Genomic DNA, 24,434 nt, shown 5'->3' with positions numbered 1-24,434 from the left:
CGTCAGTCCTCCCGGATCTTCGAACGGGGGTCGAGCAGGGCGAGGGCGACGTCGACGACGAGGTTCGTGAGGAGCACCCCGAGGCCGTAGACGAGGACGATCGCCTGCACCACCGGGTAGTCCTTGGTGAGGATCGACTGCACGATCGTGCTGCCGAGGCCGGGCCACGCGAAGACGTTCTCCACCAGGACGGTGCCGGCGACCAGCGCGCTCAGCAGGAGCCCGCCCAGCGTGAGCGCGGCGGTCACGGCGTTGGGCAGCGCGTGTCCCAAGTAGACGGTCCGCGCGGGCAGCCGTTTCGCCCGGGCCGTGCGGATGAAGTCCGCTTCGAGCACGCCGACCAGCTCGACGCGGACGATGCGCGCGAGGATCGCCGCGGGCCCGATCGCCAGCGAGAACACGGGCAGCACGTACGCCGCCGCGCTGTCGTTGCCGGCCACCGGGAGCCACCCGAGCCGGATCCCGAAGACGTAGACGAGCGCGACACCGATCAGGAAGTCCGGCACGGTCGCCACGACGATGCTGGTCGTGGTGAAGACGAGCTCGGTGCGCCGCCCGTGGCCCCGCCGGGTCAGCACGCCCGCGGCGACACCCACCGGGATCGCCACGACCACCGCGGCGACGAATGCCAGCACGGCCAGCAGCAGCGTCGCCGGCAGCCGCTGCCCGACGACGTCGGCCACGGGCAGCTGCGAGGAGAGCGACGTGCCGAGATCGCCGGTGAACAACCCCTTCAGGTAGTGGAAGTACTGGGTGAGGATCGGGTCGTTCAAGCCCAGAGCTTGCCGGCGCGCCTCGACCAGGTCCGCCGGCGCGGTGGGGCCGAGCGCTCCGCGCACCGGGTCGCCGGGGATGAGGTGGATCATCGCGAAGGACGCCGTCACCAGCACCCACAACGAGACCAGCAGCCGGGTCAGGCGCCGCCCGCAGAAGCGCACCCAGGGGTGCGCCACCAGCCGCGGCCGGGCCGCGGGCGGGCTCGGCGCCGCCGACGTCATCGACATGTCGCCGTCCCCGCTACTTCGCCAGCATGCGGATGCTCGTCGGGATCAGCTGGCCGGGTGCCTGGAACTCCGCGGCCTTCCCGAACGTGCGCACGACCTTGCCGGCGAACGGCACGATGTCCGCCTTGGCGATCAGGCCGGACTCCGCGGCGAGCCAGTCGCGGCAGCCGGCGACGCCCTGGGTCGTCATCGCGGCCTTGACGGCCTTGTCGTAGTCGGGGTCGGCGATCGCGGAGAAGTTGTTGCCCTGCGGTGACGCCGGTCCGGAGAGGAACGGCACGAGCTGGTCCGGGGTGCTGACGTTGAGCGAGACCCAGGTGACGTCCCAGTCGCCCGCGCCGAAGATGGTGCTGGTCAACGTGGTCTCGTCCGCGCTGCGCGCGGTGGCGTCGGCGCCGACTGCCTTCCACTGCTTCACCGCGAGCTCGGCCGCGGCGTCCCCGCTGCTGCCGTTGTTGTTCTGGTAGAGGAAGACCAGGGACAGCGGTTTGCCGCCCTTGGTGCGCTTGCCGTCGGCACCCGCCGTCCAGCCCGCCTGGTCGAGCAGGGCCGCCGCGGCCTGCGGATTGCTCGCCGGCAGGGCCTTGGACACCGAGTCACCGGGGCAGGCGACGGGTTCGTTCGCGGCCAGCGTCGTCGCCGGGGTGCCCTGGCCGGACGTCAGCACCTTCTGCAGCTGGCCGAGGTCGAGGGCCTGGGTCAGCGCCATCCGGACCTTCGGGTCGGCGGTGACCCGGCCGGCGCCGTGGTTGTACCACTGCTCTCCCACCAGCGCCGGAGTTTCAGCGGAGTACAGCTTCGCCTTCTCGAGCCGGTCCGCGTCGGGGCCCGCGATCTGCGCGGCGCTGAGGCCGCCGGACAGCAGCAGGTTCGCCGCGGTGGTCTCGTTCTGCACCACCTTCACCACGACCGTCTTCGGCATTCCCTTGGTCGCAGTGGTCGCGCCGGAAGGGCCCCAGGAGTAGCCGTCGCGCAGGGCGTACGTGTAGTGGTCGCCCGGCGCGGCTTCGACGAGCTTGTACGGCCCGGTGCCCGCCGTGGCCGTCTTCAGCGCGTCCCGCTTGGCCAGGCCGCTCGGGCAGACGATCGGCAGGTTGGCCAGTCCATTGAGGACGAACGGTGCCGGCTGGGCCAGGGTGACCGTCACCGTGCCGGCGGCGTCGTCGGCGACGGACTTGGCGCCCGGTGGGAAGAAGGTGCCGAGGAACGGGCTCTTGTTGTTCGGGTCGGTGATGAAGTCGAGGTTGTGCGCGACGTCGGTGGCGGTGAGCTTCGCCCCGTCGGCGCAGGTGATGCCGGGAGCCAGGGTGAGGGAAACCGTGGTGCCGTCGGCCTTCCACGTCTTGGCCAGTCCGGAGTGGACTTCCCCGGTCTTGCCGTCGACGCTGAGCAGCGCGTCGTAGGCGAACTGCGTGACGGTGAACAGCGAGGTTCCCGCGCCCATCTGCGGATCGAGGTTGCCCGGGTCCGAGGAGAGCCCGAGCGTGAACGTGCCGCCGTCGACGACCGCGGCCTTCCCGGCGGGGTCCGAGGCGCCTCCGCAGCCGGTGAGCGCGGCGGCCAAGCCGAGGCACAAGCCGTAGGTGCCTGCTGTGGTCAGCTTCATGGCGGTTCCGTTCCGTGCGTTCCGGTGAAGGGGGTGGTCAGGCGCCGGCGCGGCGGACGGCCCGGCCGAGGTGGAGGTAGAGGGCGTGCCCGGAGCCGTCGTCGCCCAGGAAGGCGTGCGGCATGTGCATGCCGCGGTCGGGCCGGACGGGGATCAGCATGTCTTCGCGGTAGTGGACGAGCTCGGTCCGCTCGGCCTTCGCGCCCATCTCCGCGAAGATCCCCTTGGGGACCTGGTCGATCCAGATGCGGCCGTCGTCGTCCTGGCTCACGGTGAGGTCGAAGACGTCGGCGGAGTACGTGCCGAGGTACCGCTCGGCGTCGATCCGCTCGGGTGACGCGGGCGGCGCCGGCAGCGCGGGCAACGCGAAGTCGGTGAGCTCGGCGAGGACGTGGCCCACGACGTCGCGGTACAGCGAAACGACGTCACCGCCGTTGGTCAGCAGGGCCACGGCCAGCCCGGCCTCGGGCACCATCCGGAGGAAGGCGCCCTGGCCGATGGTGCTGCCGTCGTGGCCGATGATCGTCCCGGCCGGCGTGTCGAACCGCTCGAAACCCAGCCCCCACGACGTTCCCATCAGGCCGAGGTCGGGCAGCTCCACCTCCTTGGCGTGCATCCGCGCGGCGGTCCCCGGGGCCAGCACCCGGGTTCCGTCGCCCGCCACGCCGTCTTCGAGGTGCATCCGGGCGAAGGTGACGAGGTCCCGCGGCCGCATCGCGAGCATCGAGCCGGCCGGCGCGTTCGACCGCGCCATCGCCCACATCGGGGCCGGGACGTACCCGGCGCCCGGCTCCGGCTCGACGTGACCGACCGCGGCCCGGAACATGATCGCCTCGTACGGCCCGGTCGCGGTGTGGGTCAGCCCGAGCGGCGCGGCGAGGTGCTCGCGCAGGCAGGCGTCGTACGGCTTTCCGCGCAGCACCTCGACCAGCCGGCCGAGCACGCAGAATCCCGCGTTGTTGTAGGAAAACCGCTCGCCGGGCGGGAACAGCTGCGGCGTCCCGGCGAGCGTCGCGACGTACTTCTCGAGGCAGTCGTCGCCGACGCCGGTGTCGGTGAAGATGTCGCCCTCGAACCCGGCGGTGTGGTCGAGCAGCTGCCGGACGGTGATCCGCGCGGCCGCCGCTTCGTCGGCGATGCGGAACTCCGGCAGGTAGGTGCGCACGGGCTCGTCGAGGTCGATCGCGGCCTCGTCGGCCAGCTGCAGGACCAGGGTGCTGGTCCAGAGTTTCGTGACCGACCCGATCTGGAAGACCGAGTCGGCGGTCGCTTCGACCCGGGTCGCCTTGCTGAGCAAGCCGGCGGCGCCGTCGACCACCCGGTCGCCCTGCAGCACGGCCCACGCCGCACCTGGGACATCGTGCTTCTGAAGCAGCAGAGGGAATCGCTCGTCGAGCCAGGCGCGGACGTCGTCAAGGTTGCTCATGCCGGACGATCCTAGGAATGACACGAATGCCGATGTTCGTCCTGGCCGACGAGCGGACGGCGTCGACTTGGTGGTTCCCGACGAACGGGAGCCCTGCTCGCGCGGGCGGTACCTCGATCGGGCGCGCGAGGTCGAGGTCAGGCGGCGGGCGGGGTCCAGTCGGCGGGCAGGCCGGACTGGGCCAGCAGCGTGGCGAGACTGTAGTAGTCCCTGTCGGTGGCGATCAGGCCGTGCCACAGTTCGAGGATCGTCGTGGTGGGCACGGCGAACGGCGCCGGGGCGCCGTGGATGTGTCCCGAGTAGATCGTCTCGATGGCGATGTGGTCACCGCCGCGGAAGGAATCCTTGACCGTGACGTGCACGTCCTCGATCAACAGGTCGGTGCGCTGCTTCCAGGACGCCACCCCGTCCCGCCCCGTCGAGACCACGTTGACGGCGAAGTCGGTGTAGGTGGCGTCGGGGGTGAACAGCTTGGCCAGCGCCTGGGGGTCGGTGCCGCTCCACGCGGCGGCCCAGGCCGCCACGATGCCGGACGACCCGCGTCCGTCCTTTCCCTGGCCGGCGGCGGCGCTGCCGCTCACCGCCGCGACGCCGAGGATGGCGGCCGCGAACACGGCCAGGACGCGCTTCACTACGGAGATCTTCATTTTTGGTTCCTCACTGGGTTCGGAAGTGGTCGAGCGGTAGGCGGCCGGTTGGGAGCGGCTCAGGGGACCAGGATGATCTTGCCGACCGCCGTGCGGCCGGAAGTTTCGGACAGCTCCAACGCCGCGGCCGCCTCGGACAGCGGGAAGCGGGCCGCGATCTTCGCCGTGAGCACGCCGTCGCGCAGCAGAGCGAAGATGTGCGACAGGTCGGTGCGCGTGCGGGTGCGGAACTCGGCGCGCTTGGGCGAGTCCGGCTTGCCCGCGCCGGCCCAGACGTTGTAGAAGCTCGCGTGCCTGCCGTTCGGCAGGTAGTTCCACGCCGCCAGCTTCGTGACCAGTCTGAGGAAGACCGGCAGCACCGGGCCCGTTTCGTCGATCTTGCTCGCGAGGCTGTACGACACCAGCGTTCCGGTGCGGTTGAGCAGCCGGTACGACAGGTCGATGCTCGCGCCGCCCAGGTGGTCGAACACGGCGTCCACCCCGTCCGGGGCCAGTGCCCGGACCCTCGCGCCCAGGTCCGGGTCGCGGTAGTCGATCGGCTCCACGCCCAGCTCGCGCAGCGCCTCGTGGTGGCGTGGGGCGGCCGTGCCGATCACCCGGGCGCCGGCGTGGCGGGCCAGCTGCACCAGGATCGTGCCGACGCCGCCGCCCGCACCCAGCACCAGCACCGTCTGCCCGGACTTCACCTTCGCGGTGCGGTGCAGCATCTGGTATGCGGTCAACCCGTTGACGATCAGCGTCTCGGCGTCGTCCGCGTCGACGCCGTCGGGCACCTCGACCAGGTCGGCGGCGGTCAGCAGGACGGCCGTGGCCCAGCCGCCCGTCTTGGTCAGTGCGGCCACCCGGCGGCCGACCAGCGCGCGGTCCACGCCGGAGCCGACCGCCTCGACGACGCCGACGAGGTCGTAGCCCGGCACGAACGGGAACTCGGGCTGCGGGAAGTAGCGACCCCGGCGCATGCCGGTCTCCGCGGCGGACACGGCGGTCGACTCGACCCGCACCAGGGCCTGGCCCGCCGCCGGCGCGGGCAGCTCACGCTGAACCACCCGCAGGCCGGACGGTTCGACCTTGCCCGGCATGACCACCTCGGTGACGGTCACGGTGGCGGTGTTCTTCTCGGTCACGGCCGGCTCCTCAGCTTTGGCGACTGTGCATCGCTCTGTTAATGTCCGTAACTATGCATTGCATCGTCATGAAGAGTCAACCCATAACTCGACGGAGGTTTCCGACGTGACCGAGCAGGAGCCGACCCGGCGCGACCGGTACCGGCAGCGGACCGTGGCCGAGATCAAGGAGGCGGCCATGGCCCAGGTGCGGGCGGGCGGACCGGAGACCCTGTCGCTGGCCGCGATCGCACGGACCATGGCGATGTCGGCACCGGCGCTCTACCGCTACTTCGCCGGCCGCGACGCACTGCTCGCCGAACTGGCCGTCGACATCCACCTGGCGTTGGCCGGCGCGCTCGAAGCCGCCGCGGCCGGCGAAACCTCCCCCGAGTCACGGCTCCGGGCGGTCGCCGGCGCCTATCGGGACTGGGCGCTGGCCCGGCCCCACCTCTACCAGCTGGCCTGCGAGTCCCCTCACGGCTCCGCCGAGCGCGTGGTCCCGGCCGCGCGGCGGAGCATGAACGTGCTGCTGGACGTCGTCGCCGAAGTCGGCGACCCGCCGGAAGCCGAGATCCCGGCCGGGTTGCGCGCACAGCTGCACTGCCGGGACGGCGACAGCGGCCGCTCGGCCGGCGTGCTGCACTTCGGACTGGTGTGGTGGAGCAGGCTGCACGGCCTGATCAGCTGGGAGCTGGGGCAGCACACGGCGGCCACCGGGGTCGATCCCGCCCTGCTCTACCGGAGCGAGGTCGAGGCCATGGTGAACAGCCTGACGCCACGTGAAGGGGCATAACACGGCGACAGTCCCGCCACAGTGCGACGGCCCGTTATGCTCGCCCGATGACCGACGAACCGCCGACGATGAACCGACGTGAGCGGCTGCGGGCCCAGACGCTCCAGGAGATCGAGGACACCTCGTTCGCGATCATCGACGCCGAGGGCGTGCACGCCCTGTCGATCGCGGCGTTGGCGCGGAACATGGCCATGTCCGCCCCGGCGGTTTACCGGTACTTCGCGTCCCGGGACGCGCTGGTGGCGCACTTGATCACCCTGTCCTACCGGCAGCTCACCGACGCCATGGCCCAAGCGGTCGAAGGCAGCAAACGAGCACCGCGCGCGCAGGTCGAGCAGTTGGTCACCGCGTACCGCGACTGGGCCCTGCGGCACCGGCGGCGCTACGGGATGCTCTTCAGCGAACGCGGCGGCGACGTGCCCGCCGACGCGACCGGACCCACCCCCCTCGACCAGGCAATGGCCCTGCTGATCGACGTGCTGACCGCGGCCCGGGAGCCCTCGACGGCCGACGGCACCAGCGGCGACCGGACGCTCGACGGGCAGCTGAAGAAATGGGCCCGTGCGCAGGAACGACCGGACACGAGCCCCCAGGTCGGCCGCGCGGCCATCGTGGTCTGGACGCGCGTGCACGGGATCGTGAGCCTGGAACTCGCCGGCGTGCTCGACAACCAGAGCATCGAAGCCCAGCGGCTGATCAAGCTGGAGATCGACAGCGCCATCAAGTCCCTTTCCGCACCCGCATGACGTCGGCGGTCTTCGCCCCAGGAGGTTTGGTACGGCCGAAACCGACCGGCCGCCAGCGCGGCTGGGATCTGGCCCTCGGCGTCACGCTGGCAGCCGGGGTGGCCGCGAGCACCGTCCTTTCCGGCTATGCGGGCATCGATCCGGGTTCGCTGCGGCCGGGCCGGGGCGAAGAACTCGTTTGGGCCCTCGCTGTCGGCCTGCCCCTCTGCCTCCGCCGCAGCTTCCCCTTGAGCGTGCTCGCGGCCTGCGTCGCCGCGCTCATCGGCCTGCAACTGCGCTTCGTCGGCGATTCCACGATCAGTTCGGTCTGCCTTTTCACCGCCTTCTACACCGTCGGCGCGTGGAGTCGTGACCGCTCTCGCGCGACCGTCACCCGAATCGTGATCATCGTGCTCCTCGCGGCCTATCTCGGCTACGCCTTCAGCTCGAGCACCTGGCCGGTTCTCAACGAACTGACCTCCGTACACCAACCCGGCGCGCTCCCGGCGATGACCGCGTCGGCGTTGTCCACGATCGGAACCAACGTCCTGTTCCTCGCCGGTGCCTGGGTATTCGGCGACGCTGCGTGGACGCAGACTCGCGAAAAAGCGGAACTGGACGAACGAAACCGCGAGCTGAAAGACGAGCGTGAAGAAAACGCGCGCAACGCCGTGATCATGGATCGTCTCCGCATCGCCCGTGAACTCCACGACGCCGTCGCGCACCACGTCAGCGTCATGAGCGTGCAGGCGGGCGCCGCCCGGATGACGGCCACCCGTGACCCCGCCGCTGTCGAGCAGATGCTCAAGTCGATCGAATCGGCCGGCCGCGACGCGATCGAAGAAATGCACCGCATGCTCGGCGTTCTTCGCGACAGCGGGCACCCCGGCCAGGAGGCGCACGTCGGCGTCGAGCAACTCGCGGCGCTGGCGGCACAACCGCGCGGAGCCCTTCGCACGACCTGCACGGTTTCCGGCGAACCACGCGAACTCCCTCCATCCTTGTCCATCTCGCTGTACCGAATCGCCCAGGAAGCGCTGACCAACACCGTGCGGCACGCGAACGCTTCGAACGCCCTCGTCACGCTGCACTACCACGAGACGGTGGTCGAACTGACCGTCGTCGACGACGGGTCGCCCACCGCGACCGCGGTCGCGCGGAAAGGTGGCGGCCTCGGCCACACGGGAATGCGGGAACGGGTCGCGCTCCACGGCGGCACCCTCCAGCTCGGCTCGGACGACCACGGCTACACCGTCCGAGCCCGGTTCCCCCTGTCATGACCAAGATCCTGCTGGCCGACGACCAGCACCTCATCCGCGGTGGCATCCGGATGATCCTGCAGAGCCAGGACGACTTCCGCGTCATCGGCGAGGCCGAAGACGGGGCGCAAGCCCTCGACCTCGCGAAAACCCTGAACCCCGACGTGGTGCTGATGGACGTCCAGATGCCGGGGCTCGACGGGCTCGACGCCACCCGGCTGATCACCGCCGCCTGCGACTGCGTGGTCCTCATCCTCACGACGTTCAACCGGGAGGACTACCTCTTCCAAGCGCTTCAGGCCGGGGCGAGCGGCTTTCTGCTCAAAACCGCCGCGCCCGAGGAACTGATCCAGGCGGTCCGGGTCGTCGCACGCGGCGACGCACTGCTGGCACCGGAACTGACCCGGCGGCTGCTCGACCGGTTCGTCACGCGACCACCCGCGTCGCAACGGCCGGACCTGCTCGCCCTGCTCACCGAACGGGAAGAGCAGATCCTCCGCCTCCTGGCCGGCGGAGCCAGCAACGCCGAAATAGCGGCGAAACTCTTCGTCGGCGAGGCAACGGTGAAAACCCACGTGTCCCGGGTCTTGAACAAGCTCGGGTTACGCGACCGGGTGCAAGCGGTCGTCTACGCCTACGAAACCGGCGTCGTCAGCCCCGGGGACAACCCACCCTGACGGCCGGCGCGTCGGCGCGGACGGCACCGGCAGGGGCACGCCGTCACACGTGAGGTCCTGTTGCGGCACCACCTGGTCGACGATGAACGACTCCACGACGTCGTCCACGCACGCGTTGCCGAACGCGTAGAGGCCGTGGTCGCCCTCGTTGGTCACGGTCAGCATCCGCGATCCCGCGAACTGCCGGTGGGCCCGCAGTGCGCCCTCGATCGGGGTGGCCGGGTCGGTTACGGACTGCACCATCAGGATCGGCGGCACCCCGGCTCCGGTGGGCGTCTTCAGCTGGAGTGCGGGCCGATCCCAGAACGCGCACGGAGCCGCCACCACGTAACCCCCGACCAGCGGGTAGAGCTCGCCGAGCCGGGCGGACTCCCGGACCAGGAAATCGCGGTCGCCGCGGAACGGCGTGTCGTTGCACACCGTCGCGTACATCGTGGCGTTGACCGAATCCGGAAGCTTGCCGAGCGTCGGAGCCGGACCCTGATGGTCCACCACGGTCCCGGCCAGGCGGGAGAACTGCTCGGCGGCACCGGGAAACGAGAACTTCGAGTACAGCGAGTCGAACAGCCACTGGTCGAAGGTGGCCGCGGTAAACGGCGCACCGTCCGCCTGCCGTTCGGGCTTCGCGACCAGTGCGGCACGGACCTTCTCGTAGCTCTGGCGGACTTCTTCGCCGGTCTTGCCGAGGTGGTAGAGCGAGTCGTACTTCGCCACCCAGGGCAGGAAGTCCGTGCGGAAGCGGCGTTCGAAGCCCCGGCCGAACTCGCCGAACACCGTCTGATAGCTCGAGGTGAACTCGGCATTCGAGTCCAGCACGAACTTGCCGACGTGCTCCGGGAAGTACGTGGCGTAGTAGGCACCCAGCCACGTGCCGCCGGAGTACCCGATCCAGTTGACCTTGTCCCGGCCCAGCAGCTGCCGCAGCAGGTCGAGGTCGCGGACGGTCTGCTCGGTGTTGACGACCTTGCCCAAGTCGCCGGACTCCGCCTGGCACGTCCGCGCCTGCTTCTCCGCGCTGTCGAACAGCAGCTTGACGTTCTCGGGGCTGCGATCGCGCGGGTCGGCGGAGCCGAGCCAGTCGTAGCCACCGCACGAAACGGTGGTGCTCTCCCCGGTACCGCGCACGTCGATCCCGATGATCTCCTGGCTCGCCAGCAGCTTCGGCTGGTTCAGGAAGCTGAGCGGCAACGTCCGTCCCCGCCCGCCCGGTCCGCCGGGATTGGTCAGCACCGTGCCTTTCGCCGCACCACTCGTCGGCGGCAGCCTGGTCACGGAGATCGTGATGTCGCCACTCCGCGCGGCCTGCCGCCAGTCCCGCGGCGTCCGGTAGCTGCCGCACTGCAGCCGTTCGCCGCCGGGCGGCACGTCCGCCGGCAGGTGGGCCGGGTCGAAGCACGGCGTCCACGTGATCCGCTGGCTCAGAAACCGGTCCGGTACCGGCGCCGAGCCATATCCGCCGGCCTCCGCGGCCGACGCACCGCCCGCTGCCGTGCCGACCAGCACGCCGGCCAGCGCGACGACGAGCACAGATTTCCCACGCATTGATTTCCCCCTCGAGAAAGGTGATGGTCAGGACCGTGCACGGCGGATCACGCGTGTCCACAACGCGATGTACCCGAGCGTGCCGGCGATGAAGACGACGAGCGCGAACGACTGCGACCACCCCAGGAGCGTGGCGATCGCGGTGAAGTCCACCTTCGTCAGGTCGTACTCGGGCAGCGGTGTGAAGATCGCCTGGAGGAACTGCAGCAAGAGGTCCACCGCGAACACGGCGACCAGCGGCGTCAGCACCAGCCGCAGGCGCCGGCCGGCGCGTCGGCGGACCGCCAGGAGCGACCACGCGATGACCTGCGTGACCAGGCACCCCCCGCAGCAGACCGCCACCTTCGACGGGACGCTCATTCCGCTCGCGTCGAAGTGGTTGCAGCCGAACCCGGCGGGCGCGCACCGCAGCTGGTAGGAGGCCTGGTGGTCACCGGCGAGCCACGCGACGGCGGTGTGCCCCAGTTCGTGGATGTTCAGGGCGGCGAACATGCCGGCCAGGACGGTCACGACGATCGTGGCGACCCGCAGGACGCGGGTTCCCGGCTTGTTCTCGTCCGCCGGTGACGCGGGGGCGGTGGTCTGGTTTGCGGGCAAATCCTTGCCGTTGCCGGACATTCTGTCTCCGCGGATGAAGGGTGTTGCCGGCGATTCCGGCGCATGGTGCCACCGTAGGGACAGCCGGGCGCGGATTCGTCCGTCGCGCGACGGACATCGCGGGTAGTCCTCGCGGCGGACACCGCTCGACGGCGAACGCCTGGTGCCGCTGCTGACCGGCACCACACCGCCGGCCTGGCGCACGGTCTGGCTGGTAGAGCACCTACGAGGCGATCCGCGGCGCCACGTTCACCTACGTCGAGTACACCGACGGGACCGAGGAGTACTACGACCGGACCAAGGACCCGCAGGAACTGCACAACACCGCGGCCGAGCTGCCACCGGACACCGCGAAGCAGCTGCACGAAACGCGACCGCTTGCCGCCGCTGAAGCCGGTCTCGCCGGGGTGTTCCCTTTTGAGCGTTCTTGAGCGATAGTGGTCGAGTCTGAGTTTTACAACGTTGTAAACCTGCGGGAGGACCCGATGCGCGGGCGACTGTCCTGGGGAACTGCCTGGCTGGCCGCGGTGGGCCTGCTCGCGCAGGTCGCGCTCACCGGCGTCGCCGACGCGGCGGACGACACCGCCCGGCCGGCGACCGGGACGCACTTCCTCGACCACTCCGCCGATCTCGCCGGGTACGCGGATCCCGCGTGGTACGAAGCGAACATCCCGTTCGTGGATCTGCCCGACGCCACCATGCAGAGCGTCTACTACTACCGGTGGCGCGTCTTCAAGGAGCACCTGCGGTACACGAACCCCGTCGACGGCTGGATCTCGACGGAGTTCCTCGACTGCTGCGGCTATGCCGCGCCCTACCAGGCGATCAACGCGGCCGCCGGGCACCAGCTGACCGAGGGGCGGTGGCTGCGCGACCCGAGCTACGGCCAGGACTACCTCCGGTTCTGGCTCACCGGCCCCGGCGCCGGCGCCAAGCCCGCCACCGACGACGTCAACGCCGACACCACCGACTGGGCGCACGAGTACAGCGTCTGGCTGGCCACCTCGGCCTACGGCCAAGCCCAGGCGACCGGGGACTTCGCGCCGTTGCGCGAACTGCTGCCCGCGCTGGTGCGCCAGTACCGCGGCTGGGACAAGCAGTTCAGCGCCGAGCTCGGCCTGTACTGGTCGGTCCCGGTGTGGGACGCCATGGAGTTCTCCGCGTCGTCGTACGAGTCGCCCAACCCGTACCATGGCGGCGCCGGCTACCGGCCGACGCTCAACTCGTACCAGTACGGCGACGCCGTCGCGATCAGCCGCATCGCCGACTCGGTCGGCGACCACAAGCTCGCCGCCGAGTACGCCCAGCACGCCGCGAAGCTGAAGACGTCGCTGCAGAAGTGGCTTTGGGACCCGAAACGCGGCTTCTACTACGCGATGGCCCGCGACGACAACCCGGGCCACCAGCTGTCCGGCAGCCGGGAGCAGATCGGGTACCTCCCGTGGATGTTCGGCGCCGCCCAGCCGGCCGACAGCACGGCGTGGTCCCAGCTGCTCGACCCCGCCGGGTTCGCGAGCGCCTTCGGCCCGACGACCGCCGAGCGCCGCAGCCCGTTCTTCATGAAGGACGCCGGTTCCTGCTGCCGCTGGGACGGGCCGAGCTGGCCCTTCGCGACGTCGCAGACCCTGACCGGCCTGGCGAACCTGCTGGACGACTACCCGGCCCAGCGCACGGTGTCCAAAGAGGACTACGCCGCCGCGCTCGCCACCTACGCCCGCACGCAGACCAAGGACGGCAAGCCCTACGTCGCCGAAGCCCACGACCCGGACCGGGACGCGTGGATCTACGACGGCCGGAACCACAGCGAGGACTACAACCACTCCACCTACACCGACCTGGTGCTGTCCGGCCTGCTCGGCCTGCGCCCGCAGACCGGGGACACCCTCGAGGTCCGGCCGCTCACACCGTCCACATGGGACCACTTCGCGGCCGAGAACGTGCCGTACCACGGGCACAACGTCACCGTGCTGTGGGACCGCGACGGCACGCACTACGGCCAGGGCGCCGGGATGCGGCTCTACGTCGACGGAAAGCTCGTCCAGCGGTCCCCGGCACTGCGGAACACCAGCATCGACGTCGGGCGCACGCTCGTCCCGAAGGCCGACGACCTGGTGAACGACGCCGCCAACCCGCTGCGCACCGGCTACCCCCAGCCGATCACCTCCTACACCTCCCCCTACGACAACCCGTGGAACGCGCTCGACGGCAAGGTCTGGTACAGCGAGGTCCCGGAGAACACCCGGTGGACCAACTACGGCTCGCCGAACCCGAGCGACTTCTACGGCGTCGACTTCGGTTCTCCCACAACGGTTTCCGACCTCCGGTGGAGCGGCTACGACGACGGCGGCGGAGTCCGGCCGGCTGCCGCGTACCGGCTGGAGTACTGGACCGGCTCCGCCTGGCAGGAGATCCCCGGCCAGGTCCGGGCACCCGCGAGCCCGGCCGGCAACGGCGTCAACCGCGTCACGTTCCCCGCGCTGACCACCAGCAAGGTCCGGCTCGTGTTCACCAACCCGCCGGGCGCGTTCGTCGGCGTCACCGAACTGGAGTCCTGGACGACGTCGAGCCCGGACGCCCGGATCACCGCCGGCCCCGCCAACGCCAACGGCGTCGTCACGGTCGACGGGAGCACGCCGCTGACCGTCACGGTGCGCAACACGACGTCGAGCCCGCTCGTCTCCCCGCGGGTGAGCCTCGCCGTGCCGGACGGCTGGACGGTGACGTCCACCGGACGGCCTGCCGCCGTGATCCCGCCCGGCCAGGCGCGGACCTGGACCTATGCGCTGACGGCACCGCCCGGCGCCGAGCCGGGCAGCAAAGCCACGTTGACCGCCACGGCGTCCTACCGCGGTCCCGGTGGCCGCGTGGAAAGCACGCACCAGCGCCAAAACCTCCAGATCGCGCACCCGGCGGGCCAGAAGGACCCCGTCGGCGCCTGGAACCTCGACGAGGGCAGCGGCACCGTCGCCCACGACACCGCGGGCGCGCACGACGCCACCCTGACCGGCTCACCCAGCTGGGTGCCCGGCGTGACCGGCACCGCCCTGCAGCTCGACGGCTCGAGCCAGTACGCGGAAACGAGCGGTCCCGTCCTGGACACGACCGGCAACTTCTCGGTCGGCGCCTGGGTCCGGCTGGACCGCACGGGCTCCTGGGCGACGGCGGTCAGCCAGGACGGCAACCCGAGCAGCGGGTTCTACCTCCAGTACTCCGCCGCCGACGACCGCCTGGCGTTCTCGACGAGTGCGGGCCGCGCGCTGTCGGACGTCGCCCCGCAACCGGGCCGCTGGTACCGGCTGGTCGGTGTGCACGACGCCGACGCGGGCACCTACGTCCTCTACGTGGACGGCGTGGCGCAGGCCAAGACCTGGAGCCAGCCCAGCGGGGACGCCGCCCCCGGCCCGCTGGCGATCGGCCGCGCGGTGTCCGGCGGGAACCACAGCGACCTGTGGCCGGGCAGCGTCGACGACGTCCGGGTGTGGAACCGGGTCCTGACGGCGGGTGAGCTCAGCGCGACACCGTGACCGGGGCCGACAGCACCGCCGCGAGGCCTTCTCGCAGATCTTCGACGAAGTAGCCGGGAACCTCGAGCGAAGGGAAATGTCCCCCGCGTTCGGGCGCCCGCCAGCGGACGATCCGCCGGTACCGCTCCTGTGCCCAGGGACGCGGGCACTTCTCGATGTCGCGGGGATACATGGTGATCGCCGACGGGACGTCGACCCGGAGTTCCGGGTCGAGCGAGTTGTGGCTTTCGTAGTAGATGCGGGCCGCCGACGCGCCGGTCCGCGTCAGCCAGTACAGGGTGACGTCGTCGAGCACGCGGTCCAGGGAAATCGTCTCGAACGGGCTGTCCTCGGTGTCCGACCACTCTGCGAACTTGTCGAGGATCCAGGCGAGCAGCCCGACCGGTGAGTCGACGAGCGAGTAGCCGATGGTCTGCGGCCGCGTCGCCTGCTGCTTCGCGTACGCCGCACGGTGGTGCCAGAAGTCGTGGGTTTCCTCGGTCCACCGGCGCTCGAGCGCGGTCAGCCCGTCGGTCGACAACCCGGGCGGTCCCTCCGCGAACGTCGTGTGGATGCCGAGGACGTGCGCCGGGAACCGGCCGCCGAGCACCGTGGTGATGTTGCCGCCCCAGTCGCCGCCGTGGGCCGCGAACCTGGCGTAGCCGAGCCTGCCCATCAGCTCCACCCAGGCGGCCGCGATCTTTTCGGTTCCCCAGCCGGTGGTGGCCGGCTTGTCGCTGTACCCGAAGCCCGGCAGCGACGGGACCACGAGGTGGAACGCCGGAGCGTCCGCGTCCGCCGGGTCCGCCAGCTCGTCCACCACGTCGACGAACTCGGCGACGCTGCCCGGCCAGCCGTGCGTCAAGACCAGCGGGACGGCGTCCGCGCGCGCGGACCGGCGGTGCAGGAAGTGGATGCCCAGCCCGTCGATGGTCGTGCGGAACTGGCCGATCCGGTCGAGGCGCGCTTCGAACCGGCGCCAGTCGTACCCGGTGCGCCAGTAGTCGACGACGTCGGCGAGGTCGGCGAGCGGAACGCCCTGGTCCCAGCGGCGACGGCCGGGTGCGGCGCGGTGGACCGTCTCGGCCTCGGGCAGCCGCGCGGCGGCCAGTCGCGCGCGCAGGTCGTCGAGGTCGGCGTCGGTCGCGTGGGCTTCGAATGCTCGGACGTCGCTGGGCATGAGTCCTCCTGTTCGGTGCGGAACCGGCTTAGACGGTTCTAACAGGCCACGCCGCCTCGGCGCAACCGGCTAAGGTGGTTCCATGCCTGCTGGGTTCCCCGACTTCCGCCTCGGTAGCGTGCTCGCGACGAGCTTCACGGCGACGCTGACCGAGCGCCGCGGCGACGCCGTGGAGCGCATTCCGACGCCGCAGCGGCTCGCCGACTGGCTGGCGGTGAGCGGTCTCGCCGTGGACTCCTGCACGACGGCCCAGCTCGACCTCGCCCGGGAGCTGCGGGAGTCGATCCACGCCGCCGCGACCGCGGCCGCGACCCAGGAAGCCCTCCCGGCGTCCGCGGTCCGGGTCATCAACGAGCGCAGTGCGCAAGGCCGGGCGGCGGCAATCCTGACCCCCGACGGCAAACGGCAGTGGCAGCTCAGCTCGGCGTCCTGTGTGGAAGACGCCCTCAGCGTGATCGCCGCCGACGCGATCAGCGTCATCTCGGGCGAACGGGACGGAAAACTGGCCTTGTGCGCCTCGCCGACCTGCCGAGCCGCCTTCTTCGACACCAGCCAGAGCCGCACCCGCCGGTGGTGCGACATGAACACGTGCGGGAACCGGCAGAAGAAGGCGCGCTTCCTGGCCAACCAGCGCAAAGCGGAGTGACCCGCCCCCGCGATCGCGCGTGGTGGCTTCCGCGCTGCGGCTGAGGAAGCCGGGCTGACGATGCCGCTGCTGTGGCCGCCGTTCCGCCACGTGCCGACGTCGAAGACGCTCGACGACCTCAAGCGGCTGACTGAGGAGATCATGCCGAAGGTCGCCGCCGCTCAGGTGCTACGGGCGTTCGAGTGCGGCCAGCAGGATCGCCCGGGCCGAGCCGGCCAGTACCTCCGCGGCCCGCTCGCGGTCGAGGCCCGCGATGTCGGTCAGCCACACCAGCGACTCGATGCCGCTCGCCGACCGGATCGCGACCGCGAGGTCGCGCACGTCGATCCGCGGGTGGGTGGCCGACAGCGGTGCCAGCGCCTCCTCGATCCAGCGGATCGCGCGACCGCGGCGCAGGACCGGCTGCGGGGCTCCCGGCTCCAGCGACAGCCGCAGCTGGGCTCGCAGCTGCGGCTCCCAGCGCAGCGTGAACGCGATGAACGCCCGCAGCACCAGGTCCAGCCGCGCGGCCGGGTCCGCCGGGGCGTCGGCCGGCAGCAGGCCGGCGTCGTCGTCGATTTCCGGGTACGCGGCCAGCAGCAGAGCCCGCTGGTTGGGGAAGTACCGGTACGCCGTCGTCCGCGAGATCCCGGCGGCCTCGGCCGCGTCCTCGACCGCGGGAGACCGGCCCTGCGCGAGCAGCTCGTGCGCGGCCGTCACCAGTGCGGCCCGCGTCCGGCTCTTCTGCCGGCTGCGGCCCGTGGACTCATATGGTACTTCCATGCCATCATGGTACTTCAGTCCCATGAAGGAGGCGGCCATGACCGGCGACCCGGTGGACACGAATCCCGAGCTGTACCAGGTGGTCTTCGAAAACGAGCGGGTCCGGGTGCTGGAGTACCGCGACCGGCCCGGCGACCGGACCGCGCCGCACCGGCACCCCGACTCCGTGATGGTCACGCTCAGCGCCTTCCGCCGCCGGATCCACTCCGGCGGCCGCGAGGCCGGCGTCGACCTGCCCGCGCACGCCGTGCGCTGGGTCGGCGCCCAGGAACACTCCGGCGAGAACGTCGGGGACACCCCGACGCATTCGCTGTTCGTCGAGCTGAAAGAACCTTCGCCCACCGTCTCCCCGGACGTCGCCTTGGGCCCGGCCGGCTCCGGCGTGGAACATCTACAGTAGTGTAGATCTTCTACATGGATGTCGTTGAACGGAGAGACCGGCGTGGACGGCGGAGTCATCGACGGCGGCTGGTACCTGGACCTGCTGTCGTTCGCCCGGGAAACCCCGTGGCTGAACGGGTTCTTCGAGGTCTTCACCAACGCCGGGCTGGCGCTGTACGTGCTCGCCTTCGCCGTGGTGTGGTGGCGCGGCCGCGGTGACGCCGGGCGGACGGCGGCCGCGCTGTGGGTGCCGATCGCCGTCGCGCTCGCCTACGGCGCGAGCACGCTCGTCAAGTTCGTCGTGCGGGAACCGCGGCCGTGCATCCGGTACCCGGCCGCGCCGACCGTGTCCCCGTGCGACTTCGCGACGGACTACTCCTTCCCGAGCAACCACGTGACGATCGCCGTGTCCGCCGCGGTCGCCCTGCTCCTGGCCGACCGGCGGCTCGGCGTCGCCGGGCTCGCGGTCGCGGCGGCGATCGGGTTCTCGCGGGTCTACCTCGGCGCGCACTACGTCCACGACGTGCTGGCGGGCGCAGTCCTGGGCGCACTCGTGGCGCTCTGCGGACTCCTCGTGCGCACACCGCTGACGGCGCTGGTCGCCCGATCGCGGCTGTTCTCACCCGATTTTCATCTTCACCGGGGAAAGTGAGGGTGGCGGAAGGGAGCCGGGAGTGCATCTGGTCGTGGTCGACGACGAGGAGGCCGTGCGGGACTCGCTGTCGCGGACGCTGCGGTTCGAGGGGTACACCGTCTCGCTGGCCGCGGACGGCGCCGCCGGCCTCGAGGTGATCCGGGCCGAGAAACCGGACGGTGTCGTCCTCGACCTCATGATGCCGGTGCTCGACGGCCTGGACAGCTGCCGCGTCCTGCGCGCCGAGGGCAACTTCGTGCCGATCCTCATGCTGACCGCGCGCACCGGCGTCACCGACCGGGTCACCGGGCTCGACGCCGGCGCCGACGACTACCTCGTCAAGCCGTTCGCGCTGCGGGAGCTGCTGGCGCGGGTGCGGGCGCTGCTGCGGCGCGTCGAGTACGACACCCCGGCCCGGCCGGCCGGCGGGCCCGTGCTGACGTTCGCCGACCTCGTCCTCGACCCGGACACCCGCGAGGTCCGCCGCGGCGATCGCCCGGTCCGGCTGACCCGCACGGAGTTCGCGATGCTGGAGGCGTTCCTGCGGCACCCGCGGATCGTGCTCACCCGCGCCGCGATGTTCGACCGGGTCTGGGGCTACGACTTCGGCACCGCGTCGAACGGCCTCGACGTCTACGTCAGCTACCTGCGCCGCAAGCTGGAGGAACGCGGCGAACCGCGGCTGCTGCACACCGTGCGCGGCGTCGGCTACGTGCTCCGGGAAGAGCCGCTGTGAAGATGCGGGCGCGGTGGCGCGAACAGTCGCTGCGCACCCGCCTCGCCGTGCTGGTGGCGCTCGCCGTGGCGGTCGCCGTCGTGGTGACGTCGTCGGCCGCGTGGCTGCTCACCCAGACCAACCTCTACCAGCAGTTCGACACGCAGCTGCAGACCTACGCCCAGGTGGCGGCGAAAGCCGCGTCGCCGGCCGACGCGCTGGCGACCCTGCGCACGGTCGAACGGCGCGACTTCGGCCTCGAACCCGACGACGACCCCGGTCCCGCCGCCGGCCGTGGCGACGTCGTGGCCGTGCAGTTCCTCGACGCCGACGGCACGATCGTCGGCACGGCCGGCGCGGCGACGCTCCCGGTCGGGCCCGAGACGGCACTGGTGGCCGCGGGCGTGCTGCCGCAGGGTTCCAGCGTCGTGAAGATCGACGGCGACCGGTACCGGGTCCTGAGCGTGGCCCGGCCCGGCGGCGGCGTCGCGCAGGTGGCGAGCAACTCCGAAGGGCTGGACCGGACCCTCGCCAAGCTCGGCGTCTGGCTCACGCTGGCCGGCCTGATCGGCATCCTGGGCTCGGCGCTGGCCGGCCGCGCGGTCGCCCGCACGGCGCTGCGTCCGGTCGACGACCTGACCGTCGCCGCGGAGGACATCGCCCGCACCCAGGAGCTCTCGTCCGGCATCACCGTCACCGGCAAGGACGAGGTGGCGCGGCTCGCCGAGGCGTTCAACAAGATGCTCACGGCACTGGACCGCTCGCGCGACGAGCAGCGCCGGCTGGTGCAGGACGCCGGCCACGAGCTGCGCACGCCGTTGACCAGCCTGCGCAACAACATCGAGCTGCTGATCCACGCCGAGCGCCAGTCCAGGGCGCTCCCGGCCGACGACCGGGCCCGGCTGCTGGCCGATCTCGACGTCCAGTCGGTCGAGCTCACGACGCTGATGGAAGAGCTCGTCGACCTGTCCACCGGCGAGCACGAACCGGAGCCGGTCGACCGGATCGACCTGGCGGACGTGCTGGGCGCGGCCATCGAGCGCGTCCGGGCCCGCTCACCGCACGTGCGGTTCACGATCGAGGTGGCCGAGGCGGTGGTGGACGGCCGGGCGGCGGCGCTGGAACGCGCGGTGCTCAACGTCCTCGACAACGCGGCGAAGTGGAGCCCGCCCGGCGGGACGGTGACCGCGGTGATCGAGCCCGGCCCCGGCGACGCGCGGATCGTGGTCTGCGACGAGGGCCCGGGAATCGACCCCGCCGACCTGCCGCACGTGTTCGAGCGCTTCTACCGCGCCGAGGCGGCCCGGGCGCGGCCCGGCTCCGGGCTCGGGCTGGCGATCGTCGCCCAGGTCGTCTCGCAGCACGGCGGCACCGTGCGGGCCGGCCGCGCCGACACCGGCGGAACGCGGCTCGAGCTTTCCTTGCCCCGAGCCGTTTCCTGACCGGACGCCGGGATCTACGCTTCCCGCCGGGTGAGCACCAACGGGCCGTCCTCGGTGATGGCGACCGTGTGCTCGGAGTGGGCCGTGCGCGATCCGTCGGCCGAGCGGATGGTCCAGCCGTCGGGGTCGAAGACGATCCGGTCGGTCGTGCGCGCGAACCAGGGTTCGAGCGCGACGGTCAGTCCCGGCCGGAGTTTCAGGCCGCGCCCGGCCGTGCCCTTGTTGGGGATGTGGAGGTCCTCGTGCATGGTGCGGCCGATGCCGTGGCCGCCGAACTCGGTGTTGACCGGGTAGCCGTAGGCACCGGCCACCGCCCCGATCGCCGCCGAGATGTCGCCGAGGCGGTTGCCCGGGCGCGCCGCGTCGATCGCCGCCTCCAGCGCTTCTTCGGTGGCGCGGATGATCCGCAGGTCCTCCTCGGCGGCGGTGCCGACGACGACCGTGCGCGCCGAGTCGGCCGCCCAGCCGTCGATGCTGACCGCGAGGTCCGCGGTGACGACGTCCCCGTCGCGCAGGGTGTAGTCGTGGGGCAGGCCGTGCAGGACGGCGTCGTTGACCGACAGGCAGATGACGTTGCGGAACGGGCCCTTGCCGAAGGAGGGCGCGTAGTCCCAGTAGCAGGACTCCGCCCCGCGACGCTTGATCATGCCGCGTGCGTGGTGCTCCAGGTCCATCAGGTTGACGCCGACGTCGGCGAGCCGCCCGACCTCGGAGAGCACCTCGGCGACGAAACGCCCGGCCACGTGCATGCGCTCGATCTCGGCGGGCGTCTTCAGTTCGATCACGAAAACCTCGCGGTTCAAGGTGCCGGCAGGGTGATACCGGCTGATGGACACTTGCCGGTATAACTATACCAGTCACCCCTCGGGGCATGATCCGCTTCGCGTGGTCAGAGGGACTCGTATTCGTCGCCGTCCTCGTTGAGCACCACGTAACCGGGCGATACCTCGGTCAGGCACCGGCTCAGCGCCGCCAGCAGCTCCTCGACGGCGACCTCGCCGAGTCCCAGCTCCGCGGTGACCTCGGCGCGGAGCTCGTCGATCCGGGGCTCGTCCTCCTTCAGCTCGGCGTAGGAAGACTCGAAGGACGCGCGCATCGCGTCGACGTCCGGGGCGTCCGACACGACGTCCTGCCAGGTCGGCACACCGACGACCAGGCGGACCGCGCCCGCCAGGTCGTCGGCGAGGATCCCGGCGGAGCCTTCGGAGCCGGCGTAGAGCACGGGTAGGTCGTCGCAGACGAAGAACGTGCCGCCCGAGGCGTCGCCGGCGACCACCCGCAACTTGCCGCCCGACGCGAGCCGCACGGGTTCGACGGGGTCGAGGCGGGCGATGTCGAAGTCGAAGACGTCCGCCAGCAGTGCGGCGGCGCGGGCGTTCTCGCGAATGCGCTCGAGCATGGCGGAACGATAGACCGGCGCCGCCCCGGCTCAGGCCGGCGGCTGCTCCTCGATGGCGCCGACCTGCTCCGGGTCTTCCGGGGCGGGCATGTGCCGGATGCTGTCGCTGCCCTTGTGGTCGTGGGCGCGGGTGTAGCGGGAATCCAGCACCCGCCCCAGCTTGTGGGCCGCCCCGGCGTACGCGTCGTCCACGGTGGCCGCGTGGTGGGTGACTGCGACCGGCTGCTTGCCACCGGGCCGCGCCTCGATCACGCACTTCTTGTCTTCCGGCTTGCTGCCGCCGTCCTCGCTGAGGTGCACCTCCACCCGGGTCAACCATCCGCCGAACCGGGAGAGGCTGCCCTCCAGGTCGGTGGTCACGTAGGTGGCCAGTCCTTCGCCACCGTGGATGTTGTGGTCGGTGTTGACCTGGATCTGCACGAGCACCCTCCAACGCGAGACGACGATTGATCTCCGTCAGTACCACGGCGGCCACCGGCTCAAACCCGGCGCGGCTACAGCTCCATCAGCGCGAGGCTCGCCGCGGTGTTCCGCTCGCCGATGACTTCGTCCGGCAGGATGGCCTCGTCGAGTTCCTTCACCTGCAGGGCCGACAGCACGACGTCGACCGCCGCGGCGTTCTCCTCGACGTGCCGGAAGCTGGTCGTGCCGGGGATCGGCACGATCCCGTCGCCCTTGGCGAGCAGCCACGCCAGGGCGAGCTGCGCCGTGGTACAGCCGACCTCCTCCGCGACGGCGCGCACCCGGCCGACGAGCGCGAGGTTCCGGCCGAGGTTGCCGCCCTGGAAACGCGGCTGCGCGCGACGCAGGTCGTGCGGCTCCAGGCCGTCCAACGTGGTCAGGTCGCCCGACAGCAGGCCACGCCCGACCGGCGCGTACGCGACGACACCGACGCCGAGTTCCCGCGCCGCGGGCAGGGTCTTGTCCTCGAGCTGGCGGCTGAGCAACGAGTATTCGCTCTGCAAGGCGGTGATCGGATGGATGGCGTGCGCCTGGCGCAAAGTCTCGACGCTGACTTCGGAGAGGCCGAGGTGCCGGACCTTGCCGGCTCGGACCAGGTCCTTCATCGTCCCGATCACGTCCTCTATCGGCACGTGCGGGCTCCGCCGGTGAAGGTAGTACAGGTCGATGTGGTCCGTCCCGAGCCGGACCAGCGACTCGTCGACCGAGCGCCGGATGTATTCGGGTGAGTTGTCGACGACACGGTCGTTCCCGTCCCGGACGAAACCGCACTTCGTCGCCACCACCACGGAGTCCCGCCGTCCGCGAAGAGCCCGGCCCACGAGCCGTTCGTTGGCGGACTCACCGTGCTGCGGCGCGCCGAAGGAGGGCGCCGTGTCGATGAAGGTCATTCCCCGGTCGATCGCCCGCCGGATGGCGGTGATGCCCGCTTCCGGATTGGCTCTGCCGTAGAACTCCGACATGCCCATGCAGCCGAGTCCGATGGCGGAAACCTTGAGCCCCGACTCCCCGAGTTCACGTATCTGCATCTGTGGTGTCCTCAGCGGTTGGCCGCGCGCTCGATGAAGGCGAGGGATTCGTCGGGGTCCAGCGCCATCGAGCTGAGCAGTTCGAACTCCTGCACGTACTGATGGACTTCGCTCTCGGTGTCGATGAAGAAGAACCTGGTCTTGTTTTCCAGGTAGACGACGTCGGGCCGGTTGGTGGCCATGGACTCCAGGATCGAGAACGAGCCGGACGTCACCGGCGGGATCCCGGACTTGAAGAGCAGGACCCGGATGGTGATGTTCGGCCACGCCGCGAGATCGGCCAGCTGCCGGAACTGCGCGCGGGTGACGCTGTTGTCGATCCGCCCGTCGGGCGTCCGGATGTGCCGCCGGAACGCGGCTTCGTCGATCACGGCGGACAGCCGCATGGGCGGGTTCTCCCGCTGCAGGACCGCCTGCCGGCGGCGCGCGATGTCGATCCGCCGGTCGACCTCGGCCGGCGCGGGCACCTGCAGGGTCGACTGGATGACGTGGCGCGAGTACTCCGACGTCTGCAGCAGCGCGTGCGGGATCAGGGCGCAGTAGCACCGGAGGTCGACGGAGCCCGCTTCCAGCTTGATCAGGCTGGAGTACCCGGACGACAGGTTGTTCGCGTAGGCGTCCCACCACCCCTGTGCCCGGGCCGAGGCGGCCAGCCTGCGCAGGTCTTCGGCCTTGTCGTCGAGGACCTGGTACAGGCCGAACAGCGACTCGAGGTCGTCCTGGCCGATCCCGATCCGGCCCGTCTCGATCCGGGAGACCTTCGACGTCGACCAGCCGAGTCGTTCGGCGACGTCCTTGCCGGTGAGGCCGACGGTCGAACGGAGCAGCCGGAGTTCGTGAGCCAGCTGACGCTCGCGCGCGGACGGTGCGTCCTGCGTCATGAGCCGGGTGCCCCTCTCG

General features: G+C 70.9%; 24 protein-coding genes and 1 pseudogene. 11 read left to right on the top strand and 14 right to left on the bottom strand.

Annotated features, from left to right (window positions below):
- Window positions 1–2: 2 nt before the first annotated feature.
- From ACZ7OU_RS16890 to ACZ7OU_RS16870, 5 genes are all read right to left on the bottom strand, one after another.
- A complete protein-coding gene (locus tag ACZ7OU_RS16890; protein WP_470255948.1) occupies window positions 3–998 on the bottom strand; it encodes an ABC transporter permease in 996 nt (331 codons plus the stop codon).
- A gap of 19 nt (window positions 999–1,017) precedes the next feature.
- Window positions 1,018–2,610, bottom strand: a complete 1,593-nt coding sequence (locus ACZ7OU_RS16885) for an ABC transporter substrate-binding protein (protein ID WP_470255683.1) — start codon at window positions 2,608–2,610, stop codon at window positions 1,018–1,020.
- Between the two features lie 37 nt (window positions 2,611–2,647).
- Window positions 2,648–4,036 (bottom strand): serine hydrolase domain-containing protein, encoded by a 1,389-nt coding sequence (locus tag ACZ7OU_RS16880; RefSeq protein ID WP_470255682.1) that lies wholly within the window; start codon window positions 4,034–4,036, stop codon window positions 2,648–2,650.
- Window positions 4,037–4,173: 137 nt separating this feature from the next.
- Window positions 4,174–4,683 carry a nuclear transport factor 2 family protein gene (locus ACZ7OU_RS16875; RefSeq protein WP_470255681.1) on the bottom strand — a complete coding sequence of 170 codons (510 nt, stop codon included), beginning with the start codon at window positions 4,681–4,683 and terminating at the stop codon, window positions 4,174–4,176.
- A 59-nt stretch (window positions 4,684–4,742) separates the two neighbouring features.
- On the bottom strand, window positions 4,743–5,762 hold the full coding sequence (locus ACZ7OU_RS16870) for a medium chain dehydrogenase/reductase family protein (RefSeq protein ID WP_470255947.1): 1,020 nt from the start codon (window positions 5,760–5,762) through the stop codon (window positions 4,743–4,745).
- A 151-nt stretch (window positions 5,763–5,913) separates the two neighbouring features.
- Here ACZ7OU_RS16870 and ACZ7OU_RS16865 point away from each other — a divergent pair, with 151 nt between their 5' ends.
- The 4 genes from ACZ7OU_RS16865 to ACZ7OU_RS16850 are packed head-to-tail and all read left to right on the top strand — an operon-like array spanning window position 5,914 to window position 9,243.
- Window positions 5,914–6,582, top strand: a complete 669-nt coding sequence (locus ACZ7OU_RS16865) for a TetR/AcrR family transcriptional regulator (RefSeq protein WP_470255680.1) — start codon at window positions 5,914–5,916, stop codon at window positions 6,580–6,582.
- A 47-nt stretch (window positions 6,583–6,629) separates the two neighbouring features.
- A complete protein-coding gene (locus tag ACZ7OU_RS16860; protein ID WP_470255679.1) occupies window positions 6,630–7,328 on the top strand; it encodes a TetR/AcrR family transcriptional regulator in 699 nt (232 codons plus the stop codon).
- Entirely contained in the window at window positions 7,325–8,587 is a 1,263-nt protein-coding gene (locus tag ACZ7OU_RS16855; protein WP_470255678.1) for a sensor histidine kinase, read from the top strand. The genes ACZ7OU_RS16860 and ACZ7OU_RS16855 overlap by 4 nt, the downstream gene beginning before the upstream one ends.
- Window positions 8,584–9,243, top strand: coding sequence for a response regulator (locus tag ACZ7OU_RS16850; protein ID WP_470241030.1), 660 nt, complete (start codon window positions 8,584–8,586; stop codon window positions 9,241–9,243). Before ACZ7OU_RS16855 ends, ACZ7OU_RS16850 begins: the two co-directional genes overlap by 4 nt.
- On the opposite strand, the gene ACZ7OU_RS16845 is transcribed toward ACZ7OU_RS16850, so the two are convergent.
- Together ACZ7OU_RS16845 and ACZ7OU_RS16840 are read right to left on the bottom strand one after the other, a co-directional pair.
- Complete coding sequence (locus ACZ7OU_RS16845; RefSeq protein ID WP_470255677.1) at window positions 9,169–10,785, bottom strand: alpha/beta hydrolase; 1,617 nt, start codon at window positions 10,783–10,785, stop codon at window positions 9,169–9,171. The genes ACZ7OU_RS16850 and ACZ7OU_RS16845 overlap by 75 nt on opposite strands.
- Window positions 10,786–10,812: 27 nt before the next feature.
- Window positions 10,813–11,403 (bottom strand): hypothetical protein, encoded by a 591-nt coding sequence (locus ACZ7OU_RS16840; RefSeq protein ID WP_470255676.1) that lies wholly within the window; start codon window positions 11,401–11,403, stop codon window positions 10,813–10,815.
- Between the two features lie 464 nt (window positions 11,404–11,867).
- On the opposite strand from ACZ7OU_RS16840, the gene ACZ7OU_RS16835 reads away from it, so the two are divergent.
- Window positions 11,868–14,906, top strand: a complete 3,039-nt coding sequence (locus ACZ7OU_RS16835) for an MGH1-like glycoside hydrolase domain-containing protein (RefSeq protein ID WP_470255675.1) — start codon at window positions 11,868–11,870, stop codon at window positions 14,904–14,906.
- Here the strand turns inward: ACZ7OU_RS16835 and ACZ7OU_RS16830 are convergent.
- Window positions 14,890–16,065, bottom strand: coding sequence for an epoxide hydrolase family protein (locus ACZ7OU_RS16830; RefSeq protein ID WP_470255674.1), 1,176 nt, complete (start codon window positions 16,063–16,065; stop codon window positions 14,890–14,892). The genes ACZ7OU_RS16835 and ACZ7OU_RS16830 overlap by 17 nt on opposite strands.
- A gap of 82 nt (window positions 16,066–16,147) precedes the next feature.
- Between ACZ7OU_RS16830 and ACZ7OU_RS16825 the strand changes: the two genes are divergently transcribed.
- A complete protein-coding gene (locus tag ACZ7OU_RS16825) occupies window positions 16,148–16,711 on the top strand; it encodes a CGNR zinc finger domain-containing protein (protein WP_470255673.1) in 564 nt (187 codons plus the stop codon).
- Between the two features lie 45 nt (window positions 16,712–16,756).
- A pseudogene (locus ACZ7OU_RS16820) lies at window positions 16,757–16,870 on the top strand (LLM class flavin-dependent oxidoreductase); the annotation flags it as partial.
- Between the two features lie 9 nt (window positions 16,871–16,879).
- Here the strand turns inward: ACZ7OU_RS16820 and ACZ7OU_RS16815 are convergent.
- A complete protein-coding gene (locus tag ACZ7OU_RS16815) occupies window positions 16,880–17,473 on the bottom strand; it encodes a TetR/AcrR family transcriptional regulator (RefSeq protein WP_470241036.1) in 594 nt (197 codons plus the stop codon).
- A 37-nt stretch (window positions 17,474–17,510) separates the two neighbouring features.
- Here ACZ7OU_RS16815 and ACZ7OU_RS16810 point away from each other — a divergent pair, with 37 nt between their 5' ends.
- The 4 genes from ACZ7OU_RS16810 to ACZ7OU_RS16795 are packed head-to-tail and all read left to right on the top strand — an operon-like array spanning window position 17,511 to window position 20,645.
- Window positions 17,511–17,873 carry a cupin domain-containing protein gene (locus ACZ7OU_RS16810; RefSeq protein ID WP_470255672.1) on the top strand — a complete coding sequence of 121 codons (363 nt, stop codon included), beginning with the start codon at window positions 17,511–17,513 and terminating at the stop codon, window positions 17,871–17,873.
- A gap of 18 nt (window positions 17,874–17,891) precedes the next feature.
- A complete protein-coding gene (locus ACZ7OU_RS16805; RefSeq protein WP_470255671.1) occupies window positions 17,892–18,506 on the top strand; it encodes a phosphatase PAP2 family protein in 615 nt (204 codons plus the stop codon).
- A gap of 22 nt (window positions 18,507–18,528) precedes the next feature.
- The gene (locus ACZ7OU_RS16800) at window positions 18,529–19,224 is read left to right on the top strand and encodes a response regulator transcription factor (protein WP_470255670.1); all 696 of its coding nucleotides are present in this window, start codon (window positions 18,529–18,531) and stop codon (window positions 19,222–19,224) included.
- A gap of 2 nt (window positions 19,225–19,226) precedes the next feature.
- Complete coding sequence (locus ACZ7OU_RS16795; protein WP_470255946.1) at window positions 19,227–20,645, top strand: ATP-binding protein; 1,419 nt, start codon at window positions 19,227–19,229, stop codon at window positions 20,643–20,645.
- A 14-nt stretch (window positions 20,646–20,659) separates the two neighbouring features.
- Here ACZ7OU_RS16795 and map read toward each other — a convergent pair whose 3' ends face one another.
- The 5 genes from map to ACZ7OU_RS16770 form a co-directional block, all read right to left on the bottom strand.
- Window positions 20,660–21,430 (bottom strand): type I methionyl aminopeptidase, encoded by a 771-nt coding sequence (gene map, locus ACZ7OU_RS16790; protein ID WP_470255669.1) that lies wholly within the window; start codon window positions 21,428–21,430, stop codon window positions 20,660–20,662.
- A gap of 104 nt (window positions 21,431–21,534) precedes the next feature.
- Complete coding sequence (locus ACZ7OU_RS16785) at window positions 21,535–22,044, bottom strand: hypothetical protein (RefSeq protein WP_470255668.1); 510 nt, start codon at window positions 22,042–22,044, stop codon at window positions 21,535–21,537.
- Between the two features lie 30 nt (window positions 22,045–22,074).
- Window positions 22,075–22,470: an HPF/RaiA family ribosome-associated protein gene (locus ACZ7OU_RS16780; RefSeq protein WP_470255667.1), complete on the bottom strand. Its 396-nt coding sequence runs from the start codon at window positions 22,468–22,470 to the stop codon at window positions 22,075–22,077.
- A 68-nt stretch (window positions 22,471–22,538) separates the two neighbouring features.
- The gene (locus tag ACZ7OU_RS16775) at window positions 22,539–23,534 is read right to left on the bottom strand and encodes an aldo/keto reductase (RefSeq protein ID WP_470255666.1); all 996 of its coding nucleotides are present in this window, start codon (window positions 23,532–23,534) and stop codon (window positions 22,539–22,541) included.
- Window positions 23,535–23,545: 11 nt separating this feature from the next.
- A complete protein-coding gene (locus ACZ7OU_RS16770) occupies window positions 23,546–24,415 on the bottom strand; it encodes a helix-turn-helix domain-containing protein (protein WP_470255665.1) in 870 nt (289 codons plus the stop codon).
- Window positions 24,416–24,434: the final 19 nt, after the last annotated feature.

This window comes from Amycolatopsis sp. NPDC114505 (genome assembly GCF_055633615.1).
This window is presented reverse-complemented; position numbering and strand designations above follow the sequence as displayed.

What these genes read in the sequence shown, in the direction of transcription:
- ACZ7OU_RS16775 (WP_470255666.1), bottom strand. Translation starts at nt 23,534, where the DNA reads ATGCAGATACGTGAACTCGGGGAGTCGGGGCTCAAGGTTTCCGCCATC.
- ACZ7OU_RS16860 (WP_470255679.1), top strand. Translation starts at nt 6,630, where the DNA reads ATGACCGACGAACCGCCGACGATGAACCGACGTGAGCGGCTGCGGGCC.
- ACZ7OU_RS16810 (WP_470255672.1), top strand. Translation starts at nt 17,511, where the DNA reads ATGACCGGCGACCCGGTGGACACGAATCCCGAGCTGTACCAGGTGGTC.
- ACZ7OU_RS16785 (WP_470255668.1), bottom strand. Translation starts at nt 22,044, where the DNA reads ATGCTCGAGCGCATTCGCGAGAACGCCCGCGCCGCCGCACTGCTGGCG.
- ACZ7OU_RS16805 (WP_470255671.1), top strand. Translation starts at nt 17,892, where the DNA reads ATGTCGTTGAACGGAGAGACCGGCGTGGACGGCGGAGTCATCGACGGC.
- ACZ7OU_RS16770 (WP_470255665.1), bottom strand. Translation starts at nt 24,415, where the DNA reads ATGACGCAGGACGCACCGTCCGCGCGCGAGCGTCAGCTGGCTCACGAA.
- ACZ7OU_RS16835 (WP_470255675.1), top strand. Translation starts at nt 11,868, where the DNA reads ATGCGCGGGCGACTGTCCTGGGGAACTGCCTGGCTGGCCGCGGTGGGC.
- ACZ7OU_RS16850 (WP_470241030.1), top strand. Translation starts at nt 8,584, where the DNA reads ATGACCAAGATCCTGCTGGCCGACGACCAGCACCTCATCCGCGGTGGC.
- ACZ7OU_RS16875 (WP_470255681.1), bottom strand. Translation starts at nt 4,683, where the DNA reads ATGAAGATCTCCGTAGTGAAGCGCGTCCTGGCCGTGTTCGCGGCCGCC.
- ACZ7OU_RS16815 (WP_470241036.1), bottom strand. Translation starts at nt 17,473, where the DNA reads ATGGAAGTACCATATGAGTCCACGGGCCGCAGCCGGCAGAAGAGCCGG.
- ACZ7OU_RS16885 (WP_470255683.1), bottom strand. Translation starts at nt 2,610, where the DNA reads ATGAAGCTGACCACAGCAGGCACCTACGGCTTGTGCCTCGGCTTGGCC.
- ACZ7OU_RS16840 (WP_470255676.1), bottom strand. Translation starts at nt 11,403, where the DNA reads ATGTCCGGCAACGGCAAGGATTTGCCCGCAAACCAGACCACCGCCCCC.
- ACZ7OU_RS16830 (WP_470255674.1), bottom strand. Translation starts at nt 16,065, where the DNA reads ATGCCCAGCGACGTCCGAGCATTCGAAGCCCACGCGACCGACGCCGAC.
- ACZ7OU_RS16855 (WP_470255678.1), top strand. Translation starts at nt 7,325, where the DNA reads ATGACGTCGGCGGTCTTCGCCCCAGGAGGTTTGGTACGGCCGAAACCG.
- ACZ7OU_RS16880 (WP_470255682.1), bottom strand. Translation starts at nt 4,036, where the DNA reads ATGAGCAACCTTGACGACGTCCGCGCCTGGCTCGACGAGCGATTCCCT.
- ACZ7OU_RS16890 (WP_470255948.1), bottom strand. Translation starts at nt 998, where the DNA reads ATGACGTCGGCGGCGCCGAGCCCGCCCGCGGCCCGGCCGCGGCTGGTG.
- ACZ7OU_RS16870 (WP_470255947.1), bottom strand. Translation starts at nt 5,762, where the DNA reads ATGCCGGGCAAGGTCGAACCGTCCGGCCTGCGGGTGGTTCAGCGTGAG.
- ACZ7OU_RS16845 (WP_470255677.1), bottom strand. Translation starts at nt 10,785, where the DNA reads ATGCGTGGGAAATCTGTGCTCGTCGTCGCGCTGGCCGGCGTGCTGGTC.
- ACZ7OU_RS16795 (WP_470255946.1), top strand. Translation starts at nt 19,227, where the DNA reads ATGCGGGCGCGGTGGCGCGAACAGTCGCTGCGCACCCGCCTCGCCGTG.
- ACZ7OU_RS16825 (WP_470255673.1), top strand. Translation starts at nt 16,148, where the DNA reads ATGCCTGCTGGGTTCCCCGACTTCCGCCTCGGTAGCGTGCTCGCGACG.